The organism is Streptomyces sp. URMC 126, assembly GCF_051386555.1.
In the GTDB taxonomy this organism is placed as follows: Bacteria; Actinomycetota; Actinomycetes; order Streptomycetales; family Streptomycetaceae; genus Streptomyces.
On sequence record NZ_JBPQTX010000231.1, the window covers coordinates 1 to 11,386 of the forward strand.

11 protein-coding genes and 1 pseudogene are annotated in these 11,386 nt (G+C 72.4%); 5 read left to right on the forward strand and 7 right to left on the reverse strand.

Annotated elements, in window-relative coordinates; genetic code table 11:
- Positions 1–200: pseudogene (locus ACSNOK_RS24020) on the reverse strand (hypothetical protein); the annotation flags it as partial.
- A complete protein-coding gene (locus tag ACSNOK_RS24025; RefSeq protein WP_004955155.1) occupies positions 197–505 on the reverse strand; it encodes a hypothetical protein in 309 nt (102 codons plus the stop codon). The gene ACSNOK_RS24025 and the pseudogene ACSNOK_RS24020, both read right to left, overlap by 4 nt.
- Positions 506–907: 402 nt before the next feature.
- Here ACSNOK_RS24025 and ACSNOK_RS24030 point away from each other — a divergent pair, with 402 nt between their 5' ends.
- Positions 908–2,488: a serine/threonine-protein kinase gene (locus ACSNOK_RS24030; RefSeq protein ID WP_436782836.1), complete on the forward strand. Its 1,581-nt coding sequence runs from the start codon at positions 908–910 to the stop codon at positions 2,486–2,488.
- 21 nt (positions 2,489–2,509) lie between these two features.
- Here ACSNOK_RS24030 and ACSNOK_RS24035 read toward each other — a convergent pair whose 3' ends face one another.
- The 3 genes from ACSNOK_RS24035 to ACSNOK_RS24045 form a co-directional block, all read right to left on the reverse strand.
- Complete coding sequence (locus ACSNOK_RS24035; RefSeq protein ID WP_436782837.1) at positions 2,510–2,728, reverse strand: DUF397 domain-containing protein; 219 nt, start codon at positions 2,726–2,728, stop codon at positions 2,510–2,512.
- A 149-nt stretch (positions 2,729–2,877) separates the two neighbouring features.
- Positions 2,878–3,801 (reverse strand): GlxA family transcriptional regulator, encoded by a 924-nt coding sequence (locus tag ACSNOK_RS24040; RefSeq protein ID WP_436782838.1) that lies wholly within the window; start codon positions 3,799–3,801, stop codon positions 2,878–2,880.
- Positions 3,798–4,394 carry a cysteine hydrolase family protein gene (locus ACSNOK_RS24045; RefSeq protein WP_436782839.1) on the reverse strand — a complete coding sequence of 199 codons (597 nt, stop codon included), beginning with the start codon at positions 4,392–4,394 and terminating at the stop codon, positions 3,798–3,800. The genes ACSNOK_RS24040 and ACSNOK_RS24045 overlap by 4 nt, the downstream gene beginning before the upstream one ends.
- 246 nt (positions 4,395–4,640) lie before the next feature.
- Here ACSNOK_RS24045 and ACSNOK_RS24050 point away from each other — a divergent pair, with 246 nt between their 5' ends.
- The 3 genes from ACSNOK_RS24050 (at position 4,641) to ACSNOK_RS24060 (ending at position 8,448) form a co-directional block, all read left to right on the forward strand.
- Positions 4,641–6,335, forward strand: coding sequence for a serine/threonine-protein kinase (locus ACSNOK_RS24050; protein WP_436782840.1), 1,695 nt, complete (start codon positions 4,641–4,643; stop codon positions 6,333–6,335).
- A 182-nt stretch (positions 6,336–6,517) separates the two neighbouring features.
- Entirely contained in the window at positions 6,518–7,522 is a 1,005-nt protein-coding gene (locus ACSNOK_RS24055; protein WP_436782841.1) for an NlpC/P60 family protein, read from the forward strand.
- Between the two features lie 191 nt (positions 7,523–7,713).
- The gene (locus ACSNOK_RS24060) at positions 7,714–8,448 is read left to right on the forward strand and encodes a phosphatase PAP2 family protein (protein WP_436782842.1); all 735 of its coding nucleotides are present in this window, start codon (positions 7,714–7,716) and stop codon (positions 8,446–8,448) included.
- Between the two features lie 86 nt (positions 8,449–8,534).
- On the opposite strand, the gene ACSNOK_RS24065 is transcribed toward ACSNOK_RS24060, so the two are convergent.
- Positions 8,535–10,118, reverse strand: coding sequence for an FAD-binding oxidoreductase (locus tag ACSNOK_RS24065; protein ID WP_436782843.1), 1,584 nt, complete (start codon positions 10,116–10,118; stop codon positions 8,535–8,537).
- Between the two features lie 144 nt (positions 10,119–10,262).
- Positions 10,263–10,442, reverse strand: coding sequence for a hypothetical protein (locus tag ACSNOK_RS24070; protein WP_436782844.1), 180 nt, complete (start codon positions 10,440–10,442; stop codon positions 10,263–10,265).
- A 122-nt stretch (positions 10,443–10,564) separates the two neighbouring features.
- On the opposite strand from ACSNOK_RS24070, the gene ACSNOK_RS24075 reads away from it, so the two are divergent.
- Positions 10,565–11,386, forward strand: an 822-nt coding sequence (locus ACSNOK_RS24075; protein WP_436782845.1) for a hypothetical protein, incomplete at its 3' end; no start/stop codon positions are given.

The window sequence follows — 11,386 nt, forward strand, 5'->3', positions numbered from 1 at the left end:
ATGTTGCGCAGCTGGCCCGAGGCGCCGGCGAGGACGGCCTGCGCCAACGCGGGGTAGCGGCGGCGCACTTCGGGGTGAGCGGATTCACGCGGGGTGGGGACGGTGCGCGGGCGCGTCGGGGGACGGTGTGTACGGCCGTCGGGCCCGGCGCGCCGGTGTCCGCCGGCCGGGGCGGCCGGAACCGGCGGACGCCGGGTCACACGGCCATGCCGTAGACGATCGTGAACAGCGTGCCGAGCGAACCGATGATGAACACACCGGTCAGCCCCGCGACGATGAGCCCCTTGCCCTGCTCCGCGCTGAAGGTGTCGCGGAGCGCCGTGGCACCGATGCGCTGCTTCGCCGCGCCCCAGATCGCGATGGCGAGGCAGAGCAGGATCGATACGGCCATGATGACCTCGATCATCACCCGGGCTTCCCGGCCCAGGCTGCCGAACGGCCCCCAGTTCGGGGCGATTCCACCGATAATGGTGTTGATGTCGCCTTTTCCGGCCGCCAAGAACATTCGTAACTCACCGCCCCTTGAGGGTAGTTGCGCCGCCTCTGCCGCACGGCAAAGGTCGGTACCTATCTTCGCTGACGATGCCGCGCTTGTATGTCGACTTGGCGGCATTTTTTGACGGGACCCGCATATGCCGAAGGCATCTTCGGCCGGTGAGGCCGCGCGGACCGCCGGCCGTTGTCAGTGGGTAGCCCTACGGTGACTCTGTGTATCACGCATGCCCACGGCGGGCAATGGGCGTGAGGGTAGGGGGTGTACGGATGTTCGGGAATCCGTCCGTGTGGTCGGTAGGCTGTGGGGGCCGTTCTCGCGCGCGCCGCGGAGGGCGGCCGCGGGGCTGGTTCATCGCGTTCATCGCACTCATCGCTCGGGTCGTGGGGTGCGTCGAGTTCAAGGGTGGTAGGGGTGCTGGTTGCCGAACGCTACCGGCTGGGGGAGCTGCTCGGCCGGGGCGGTATGGGCGAAGTCTGGCGTGGCCAGGACGAGGTGCTGGGGCGTCAGGTCGCGGTCAAGCTGCTTCTCGGCGACGACGGCGACGACTCCGCCGCCCAGCGTTTCCGGCTGGAGGCCCAGACGGCGGCCCGGCTGAATCACCCTCAAGTGGTCTCCGTCTACGACTTCGGGTCCTGGGACGGCCGCTTCTACCTGGTGATGGAGCTGGTGAACGGCCCCAGCCTGGCGCAGCAGCTCGCCTCCCGCGGTCCGCTCTCGCCCGCCGGTGTCGCCGACGTGGCCGCGCAGGCGGCGGCGGGGCTGGCGGCGGCCCACCAGCAGGGGGTCGTCCACCGGGACGTGAAGCCGGGCAACCTCATGCTGGACCGCAGCGGCACGGTGAAGATCGGCGACTTCGGTATCGCGCGCTTCGTCGACGAGACCTCGGCGGGGCTGACCCGGGCCGGTCAGATCGTCGGTACGAGCACCTACCTCGCCCCCGAGCGTGCGCTGGGGCGCGTGGCGGGGCCCGCGTCGGACGTCTACGCGCTGGGGTGCGTTCTCTACCACTTGTTGGTCGGGCAGCCGCCGTTCTGGGCCGAGAGCCCCACCGCGCTCCTGTACCTCCATGTCGACACGCCGCCGACACCGCCTCGGGAACACCGGCCCGACGTGTCACAGGCCCTCGACGACTATCTGCTGCGCATGCTCGCCAAGGAACCGGAGGCGCGGCCGACGGCGCGGGAAGTGGCCGACTGGTTCGCGAGCGGCGCTTGGCGCAGCGGCCGGCAGCAGCCGCTGACGCAGCCCTCGGCCCAGCCGCATTCCCCGCCGCGGCCGACGCCGCAGGCGTCCGTTCCGGCCTCGCCGGCCGGAGCGTTTCCGGCCGGGGTGCCCTCGACGCCGTCGGCGCCGCCCTCCTCGCCGTACCCGCCCCCGGCTGGGGCGCCTACGGGTCCTCCGCCGGGCGTCCCCGGCTCCGGTTACGACCCGATGCTCCACCAGGAGAGCGTGACGACGTACGCCCTCCCCGATTCCCCGGCGACGCGCTCGACCTCCGCCCTGCCCGGCCACCGTCGGGCCGCCCCCGGCCGGAACGGGACGGGGTCCGGTACGCGCGGCAAGGGCCTGCGCAGCCCGAAGGCCGTGGCCGGTGCGGTGGCGGGGGTGGTGGCCTTCGTGGTGGCGGCGGTCATCGGCGCGACCCTGTTCGCCTCCGAGGGCGGGGACGACAGCGGGGTCCGCCCCGGTGGCGGGCAGTCCGGGGAGATGAGCGAGGGACTGCCGCAGGACGGCGGCGCCGCGGACAAGACCCGGCACGTGACGCCCACCGCCACGCCCCGGCGGGCCTCACGGGATGACGCGAACGGGAAGGCGCTCACGGGCGCGGAGCAGGGCGGCGTGAACGAGAAGAAGGGTGTGAACGAGAAGAAGGAAGGGGACAAGGACCGGGTGCCGTCGCGGCACGACCGCCACGACAGCCACGGCCGTCACGGCAGTGGTGCGGACGACGGGGACGAGGAAGACGCCTGGGACGGCGGGGACGACGACTGACGGCAGGCGCTGCCGGCGTGCTCAGACGTCCTCGACGAAGTGGTCGAACTCGCCGGCCCTCACACCGAGGACGAACGCCTCCCACTTGGGCTCCGTGGTGATGACCACCTTCTCGGGCGTGAGGTTCTCGCGGAGGTACACCTGCCCCTTGCCGTCGAACGCGACCTCGAGGTACTCGGTGTCCCTCGGGTCGTCGGTGGCCGGGGTCCACTTCAGGTCGTCCGGTACGCGCTGTGGCACGATGCTCCCTCTCGTCCTGCCCCCGCACCCGGGGCGGCGGGGGCTCTTGCGACGCTGACGTCCGCTCACGATAGAGGAGTTGTCGTACGCGGAGGGCGCGGAACGGCGCTTGGCCGGATGGTCGCCTGAGTCCGCGCCGGCACCGGCTCCTACGCTCGCGCCTGCGCCAGGGCTCGGCCCCTGAGCCGACGGAGCATCCGCGCGTCCTGGAAGCCGACGGCTCGGGCCGCCGATTCCACGGTCGCGCCCTGGGCGATGAGGTGCTCGGCGTGCTCGACGCGCAGCTCCTGCTGGTAGCGCAGGGGCGTCAGGCCGGTGGCGTGAGTGAAGTGACGGGTGAGAGAGCGCTCGCTGAGTCCGACGGACGAGGCGAGGTCGGAGAGGCGGAGGACGGAGGTGTAGCGCGCGTCGATGAGGTCCTGCGCGTGGTGGACGGCGTCGCTGAGGTGGGCGCGGTGCCGCAGCATCGCGCTGTGCTGCTGGTCGTCGCCGTTCCGCCGGGCGAAGACGACCATCTCCCGGGCGACCCGGGCCGCCGTCGCCGCGCCGTGGCGGACCGCGACCAGGTGGAGCGCCAGGTCGATGCCGCTGGCGATGCCGGCGGAGGTGATGACCCGATCGTCGGTGACGTAGAGCACGTCCCGGACCACGTGGGCCTTCGGGTAGCGCCGCGCGAGTTCGTCCTGGACGTCGTGGTGGGTGGTGCAGCGGCGGCCGTCGAGGAGGCCTGCCCGGCCCAGGGCGTCCGCGCCGGCGCAGACGCTGGCCACCGTGCCGCCCGCGTCGTGGTGCGCGACGAGCCGGTCGAGCATCGCCCGGGGGATGCCCACGGGTTCCCGGAAGGCGCGGGCGCGCCATCCGGGGACCACGACCAGGTCGTCGGGCGTCAGCGCCGGCCAGTCGGTCACGGCGCGCAAGGCGATGCCCTGGGCCGTGGGGACGTCTTCCCGCTCGCTCACGTAGGTGAGCTCGTAGGGGTGCCCGAGGTCGTCGGCCGTCGAGAAGACCTGGGCGGGGCCCGCCAGGTCCAGCAAGTGGAGCCGCGGCACGAGCAGGAAGACGACGCGGGTCACGATCCGGTCAGCTCCTTGGTCAGTTCGTCGACGGTGGCGATCCGCGCGAACCGTCCCGCCAGGACGTACTCGGTACGGGCCACGATCGCGTCGGTCCGCAGCGTACGCGGGTCCGCGAGGATCTCCTCCAGCGTGCGGCCCTCGGGGGCGTCCGGGTGCTCGATGGGGTGCGTGGCGGTCGCGTCGGTCACGAACGTCACGTCGTAACCCAGGTCGGAGGCGACGCGGGCCGTCGTCTCGCAGCACTGCTCGGTGCGGATTCCGCTGATGAGGATCTCGCGGATCCCGTGCTGGGTGAGGTACTGCTGGAGGTTGGTGGTGGTGAAGGCGTTGTGTGAGGACTTGACGAGGACGGGCTCGCCGACCGCCGGCTCCAGCCCCTCGATGGGCCGGTTGAAGCCGCGCTCGGGGTCGAAGACGGTGCCGGAGCCCGGCTCGGAGTGCAGGATCCAGACGACCGCTTCGCCCTTGGCCCGCTGGGCCGCCACCAGGCGGTTGACCTTGTCGACGACGTCGGGGTTGTGGGTGGCGGCCCAGGTGGCCCGCTGACGGAAGGATTCCTGGACGTCGATCACGAGGAGTGCGCTGTTCATGCGTTCATCCTGCGGGGCGGGGCGGGGTCCGCTGAAGGCTTGATCGGGCCTGGGGGCGGAACGATCCGGTCAGGGCGGTCACCCGGGGGCCGGTCCGCGTTCACCCGCCCCGCCACCCACTCGTCCACCCGGTGTCTGGGACCCAGGGTGTGACGGGACGATTCCGCATCCGGAGTCGTGCACTCCGCTAACTCCGTTGCCGCACCTCCCCGTTCGAAAACGACCGGCCTGTGGCAGAGTTCGACCGTGGATCCCCTGCGCCCTTACGACCCCCCGGCCATCGGCCCGCACACGCTTCTCGCCCGGCTCGGCAGTGGCGGAATGGGACAGGTGTACCTGGGCAGGTCGCCCGGCGGGCGGCAGTTGGCGATCAAGGTGATCCGGGAGGACTTCGCCCAGTCCGGCGACGCGGCGGCGCGCTTCCGGCGCGAAGTGGAGACGGTACGGGCGGTACGCAGCGCGTACACGGCCAACCTGGTGGACGCCTCGCTGGAGACGGCGCCGTTCTGGCTGGCGACCGAGTACGTGCCGGGGCCGACGCTGACGGAGGTGACGCGCGCCCGCGGGCCGCTCCCGCCGGCCACCTGCTTCCGGCTGTTCGCCGCGCTCGCGGAGGCGCTGGCGCAGGTGCACGGGCACGGGATCACGCACCGGGACCTCAAGCCGCACAACATCATCCTGTCGCCGGTCGGTCCGAAGCTGATCGACTTCGGGATCGCGCGGGGCGCGGAGCAGACGGCTCTCACGCGGACCGGTGTCGCGCCCGGCACCCCCGGTTACACCGCGCCCGAGGTCATCACGCGGAACGAAGTGACGTTCGCCGCCGATGTGTTCGCCCTCGGCGCGACGATGGCCTGCGCGGCGACGGGCCGGCCCCCGTACGGCGAGGGCTCCCTGGAGTCCGTCGTCTACCGCGTCGTCCACGGTGAAGTGGACGTCGCCGGTGTCGAGCCCCGGCTGGCCGACCTCGTCCGCGCCTGCACGGCGGCGGACCCGGCCGCACGGCCCGCGCTCTCCGAGGTGATCGGCCGGTGTGGCGTGACGTCGTCGCTCGTCGACGATCCGGTGTACCGCGCGTTCGCGGACCTCGGGGAGCGCGCCCCGGAGGACGTACGGTCGGCGGTGGCGGCCGGGCTGATACCGGAGCGACCCATGGGGGTCGGGGTAGTCACAGGGGCCGCGTACACGCCGACCTTTGTGCCGCCGCGGCCACCTGAGCCGCAGCGGCGTCCGCGCCGGTGGACGGCCTACGCGGCGGCGGCCGTTGCATCGGCGGTCTTCGGGGGCGTCGCGGCGTACGGCGTGCTGCGGTCGTCCGGCGACCAGGGCAAGCAGCCCGAAGTCGTGGCGCAGGGCTCTGGCCGGGCGACTCCCGGGGCGTCGACCGGCGGGGGACCGAAGGTGCCGCCCGCCTACGTGGAACCCACGGACGGGTACCGCGGCGGCTGGCAGCACAAGGAGGGTGGCCTTTCCTTCGAGGGTCAGTGCGACAAGCCGCCGGAGGAGGGCCTCGACAACGTCCAAACCTCCATCACCGACCCGCAGAATCCGGACGCGGATATGCCTCCGGGAAAGGTGAGGATCGGATTCCGCCTCAAGTATGTGATCGGGCAGTTCGAGAAGCCGTACTACGTCTCGGTAGCCGTCAAATCACCGCACCAGATCGACGACGAGACCGGAAAGCCGCATCGGCACCAGGGGAACATCGGAAACCTCGACCTCGGTTACACCAGCAAGCCGGTGGACCTCTTCGCCGACGACCCGCAGAAGTGGGTGTATCTGACCTTTCCCGACGACTTCGGCAGGACGGTGCGGGGGCAGACCGAAGCGGCACGTGTCCCGGTCACCAATGATCCGGGTAGTTGGACGGTGAACTTCCTCCACGTCAGAAGCCCGCAGCAGTACGTGAGCTTCGCGTGCGGCGGCTTCCTTGTGAAGTAGCCTCGGCTCCCGAAAGGCGGGGTGCCTCGGGGCCGGCGCTGCTGCTCGGAGCGGGGCGCGCGGCCAAGGGGCGGGAAATGCGCGGGGATGCCCCCGGGGGCGCCCCGGAGCCGCCTTGTGGTTTCCCCTGATCCTCCCCTGAACTACGGGTACGTGACGGTCCGCTGGGGGAGAATCGCGGGGTGCGCAAGTGGTGGTTGGTCGTCGGCTTCAGCGTCGGGCTGTGCCTGAGCCTCCTCGGGCTGCTCTTCTTCGCGATGTTCAGCGTCGCCTCGAGCATCGGAAGCGGAGCGCGCGGTGCTGTGGGGCTCGCGAAAGGCGCGGTCCCCGCCGCGTACCAGCCGTTCCTGGAGAAGTGGGGCAACCTGTGCGAGGCCATCACCCCCGCCCTGTTGGCGGCACAGCTCTACACCGAGAGCAACTGGAAGCCCGATGCGAAGAGCCCCGCCGGAGCCCTCGGCCTCGCCCAGTTCATCCCCGAGACGTGGGCCCGCTACGGAGTCGACGGCAGCGGTGACGGCAAACCGGATATATGGGAGCCGGCGGATGCCATCGCCTCCGCCGCCACCTACGACTGCGCCTTGGCCAAGGACGTCAAAGGTGTGGGGGGCGACGCCACCAACAACATGCTCGCCGCTTACAACGCCGGCCCCTACCGGGTGATCCAGGCCGGCGGCGTCCCCGCCATCACCGAGACCCAGGGCTACGTCAAATCCATCCGCGACCTGGAGAAGAGCTTCGCCCGTCCCGCGGGCCGTGTGGCGCCCTCGCAGCAGGCGGCCGGGGCGATCTACTTCGCTCAGGCGCAGTTGGGCAAGCCGTATCTGTGGGGTGGGGACGGGACCAAGGAGGACGGGGGGCGGTTCGACTGTTCGGGACTGACGAAGGCGGCGTACGCCTCCGTCGGGATCGAGCTGCCGCGCGTCGCGAACGACCAGTGGAACGCCGGGCCGCATCCGAAGCGGGACGAGCTGATGCCCGGGGACCTCGTCTTCTTCGCGCACAACCTGAACGACCCGCGTTCGATCCATCACGTGGGGCTGTACGTGGGCGGCGGGTACATGATCAACGCGCCGCACACGGGTGCCGTGAACCGGTTCGACAAAATCGACACGCCGGATTACATCGGTGCCACGCGCGTGACGGATGCGGGGGCGAAAGCGTTGCCCAGGCCGAACGGTGTGTGAACCCTGGGCCTCCTGCTCCGCCCCTGGTCACCCTTGGATAACGTCCTGGTGATCATTGGGTGGAGAGCGGAACGCCGGGTCGGAGAGGCGCGTTCCATGGGGGTGGGCGAGCCGCGCCTCACCATGGGCGCACGGACCACGGGGGTTTGGCAGCTGCATCGAGCTACAGGCGACAGATAAGGGGGCACCACATGCCCGGACACGAGGCGGTCCATCCCTTGGCGGAGGCCAAGGGAGGCTCGTCGGGCCCCGACGTCAGCCTGCTCTACGACATCAACGGGCTGGCCAAGGACGCCCCGGGCTGGGTCGACCGGACCATGGAGTTCGTCGGCGAGTACGGAATCGTGCTGGGACTCGGTGTTCTGATGGTCTGTGCGTGGTGGAGCGTGCGCCGCGGACCGGACGCCGTCGGCGGTGTGGCCGCGCTGCTGTGGGCGCCCCTGGCGGCCGGTCTGGCCCTGCTGGTGAACGTGCCGATCCGCGGCTTCGTGCGGCGCCCCCGCCCGTTCCTGGAGCACCAGGGCCTCGACGTGCTGGTCAAGGGCAAGACGGACTTCTCGTTCGTCAGCGATCACGCCACGCTCACCATGGCGTTGGGCGTCGGTCTGTTCGTGGCGCACCGCAAGTACGGGCTGGCCGGCATCGGCCTCGCCTTCCTGGAGGGCTTCTGCCGGGTCTTCATGGGCGTGCACTACCCCACCGACGTGATCGGCGGCCTCGCCCTGGGCACCGCCGTCGTCCTGCTGCTGGCCCCGCTGGCGATGATGCTCCTGACGCCGCTGGCCGGGTGGGTCGCCGCCTCGCGGGCCGGCCGGCTCGTACGGTCCCGGAACACGGCCGTGCCGGTGACGCTCGCCGAGGAGCCCGAGGGTGACGGCGTCACGGAACGTCAGCCGCGGCACTGTGACAAGGGGTTGGCCGCCTAGCGGCCTGTGCGCGGTACGAGAGCGGCCCCGGTTCTTCCTGACCGTCAGGGAGGGCCGGGGCCGCGCTCGTACGTTCCGCGCGGGCCTTACAGCGCCTGCGGAAAGCTGAAGACCCGCTGCGGGTCGTACCGCCGCTTGAGCTTGGTCAGCCGGTCCGCCGCGTCCCCGTAGTACGCCCGGCGCCAGTCCTTCAGCCCCGCGTCCGTGTAGTTCTGGTAGGCGGCGCCGGACGCGTACCGCCGCATCGCCGCGTGGACGCCGTCCAGCCAGGCGACCTGCGGGCCGCCGGACGCCGACGCCCCCCACGAGGTGAGGTACTGGGCCAGGAACCGCGAACGGCGGTGCACGAAGGCCGTGTCCAGCGGCTTCACACGGTTGACCGCGCCGCCCAGCGCCGTCAGCTGGATCGATCCGCCGCCCCCGCCCTTGCGGCCGAACCGTTCCGTCTGGTCGAGGAGGGTGCGGATGCCGGCCGCGTTCAGCGAGCGGTCGTAGAAGTCCGAGCGCGCCGCGTACGTCTCGCGGCCGAGCTTGCCGGCCTTGTCCCGGCCCGGGGTGCGGCCCGGCAGGTGGGACTGGGCGAGCGTGAGATCGGCGCAGCCGGCGTAGCGGCGCATGCTGTCCAGGTACGAGCGGCTGCGCACCGAGATGTTCGCCTTGCCGCCGCCGACCTTGGCGGCGAGCTTGTCCAGCGCGTTGGCGAGGTCGCCCTTGGTGCCGAGGGAGAAGGCGGCGACGGCGATGCGCGGGGTCCTGCCGGGGGTGACGGACAGGTCGCAGGCGGACCAGATCTCGTCCGGCCGCGTCGGCCCCCACTCCTGCCAGGCGCGGATGACGTCGGCGGCCTTGGCCCAGGGCCAGGAGACGTAGCCGGTCACGCCGTCGCCCACCCGCCGGGTGCGGAAGCGGAGTTCGGTGACGACGCCGAAATTGCCGTTGCCGGCGCCGCGCAGGGCCCAGAAGAGGTCGGGGTCGCGCTTGGCGTCGCATTCGACGGTCTTGCCGTCGGCGGTGACGAGAGTGGCGCCGGTGAGGCTGTCGCAGGTCAGGCCGTACGCCCGGGAGAGGACGCCGTGGCCGCCGCCGAGGGTGAGGCCGGAGACGCCGACCGTGGGGCAGGAGCCCGCGGGGATGGTGACGCCGTGGGCCGCGAGGCCGGTGTAGACGTCGATGAGCTTGGCGCCGGCGCCGATGACGGCGGAGGACGAGGTGGGGGTGCGGAGGGTCCGCAGCCGGGAGACGTCGAGGACGAGCCGGCCGTCGCCGCTCGACCAGCCCGCGTAGCTGTGGCCGCCGTTGCGTATGGAGACCGGTATGGAGAAGCGGCGGGCGAAGGACAGGCAGGCGGCTATGTCCTGGGTCCCCGCGACGTAGGCGACGCCGGCCGGGCGCTGTCCGTCGTAGCGGGTGTTGTACAGCTGCTTGGCGGTGGTGTAGTCGGCGTCGCCGGGGCGGACGAGGCCGCCCTTGAGCCCCTTGCCCAGCGCCGTCCAGTCGGCCGCCCGCACCTTGCCCGCGGAGGCGGTGCGGGCCGCGGTGCGCGTGGTGGCGTGCGCGGTGCCCGCCGGGGTGGCCGGGGCCGCGGTGGCCGTGCTCCCGGCGAGGCCGGGCGCGGCCCAGGCCGTCGCCGCCAGTCCCGTCGCCGCCGTCAGCAGAGTGCGCCTGTCCATGGTGCGTTCGCCCCCGTTGTTCCCGTGTGCCCTGATACCCGTCCGTCGTAAGGGACAGATGATCAGGTCGGGGGGAACGGTTCCCGCCCGGCGTCCGCGATGCGGAAGCGGGAGCGGGCGGGGACGAGGACGGGGCGTACGCGGTCAGTGGCCGGTGTCCGCCAGGTGGGCGTCGGCGTCGGCGCGGGCGAGGGAACGGGCCCGGCGGGCCGGGCCGAGCCAGCCGCAGGTGCAGCGGGCCGTGCAGAAGGCGCCGCGTTCGCTGGTGCTGACGCGGTGGTCGGCGGCGGGGACCGGGGCCGGTGCGGGGTGCGTCTCGGACACACCACCACGCTACCGGCCGTCTGGGGCCCCCGGCCGCCGCCTTCCGGGACCGTGACGGTGGCCCGGACGCTGTCGTTGGAAGAGAACGGGTTCCACCAGCGCGCGGCAGGGAGCTGACGGTCATGGCGGTGCAGGGGCACGGACGCGGGGCCGCGGTGGTCACGGCGGTGTTGGGCGGCCTCGCGCTCGGCCTGCTGGTGACCGGCTGTGCCGCGTCGGGGCCGGGCGGGGAGCCGCGGGACGCGTTCGGCGGCGGAAGCGGAGGCGCGCGGCGGGTGGTGCGGACGGCCGACGCGAGCCGGTCGGGGCGGCCCGGCGTGGCCGTCGAGGCGCTGCGCGGGGCACGCGAGGCCCTGGCCCGGGCGGGCGGCGCCCGCGTCCGCACGTCCATGGAGACGGAGAGCGGCGGGACGCGGCTGACGATCCAGGGGGTCGGCGTCTACGATTTCGCGCGGCCCGTGGGGCGGTTGACGGTGCTGGTACCGGAGGACGCCCGGGGCGCCGCCGAGCACCGTCCGATCACCGAGGTGTTCACGCCGGGCGCGCTGTACATGAAGAACCGGGGCGCGGGCGTCCCGGCGGACAAGTGGGTCCGCCTGGAGACGGGTGCGCTGGCCGACGGCGACCTGCTCACCGGTGGCGCGACGGACCCGCTGGCGGCCGCCGAACTCCTGGGCGGCGCGCGGGAGGTGACGTACATGCGCGACGAGGGTGTGGACGGCGCCCCCGTCCGGCACTACTGGGGGAAGATCGACCTGGCCGAGGCGGCGCGCCGGGCGCCTGCCCGCGACCGGGCGGCGCTGGCCGCGGCGGCGAAAGGGTTCTCCTCCGGGACCGTCGCCTTCGACGCCTTCCTCGACGAGGCGGGCCGGCCGCGCGTCCTGCGCTACCGGTTCAGCGTGGCGGAGGGGGCTGAGCGGTCTGAGGGGCGTGAGGGGGGCGAG

Excerpts from the sequence above, each read along its gene's own strand:
- ACSNOK_RS24025 (WP_004955155.1), bottom strand. The coding sequence starts at position 505 with ATGTTCTTGGCGGCCGGAAAAGGCGACATCAACACCATTATCGGTGGA.
- ACSNOK_RS24060 (WP_436782842.1), top strand. The coding sequence starts at position 7,714 with ATGCCCGGACACGAGGCGGTCCATCCCTTGGCGGAGGCCAAGGGAGGC.
- ACSNOK_RS24065 (WP_436782843.1), bottom strand. The coding sequence starts at position 10,118 with ATGGACAGGCGCACTCTGCTGACGGCGGCGACGGGACTGGCGGCGACG.
- ACSNOK_RS24045 (WP_436782839.1), bottom strand. The coding sequence starts at position 4,394 with ATGAACAGCGCACTCCTCGTGATCGACGTCCAGGAATCCTTCCGTCAG.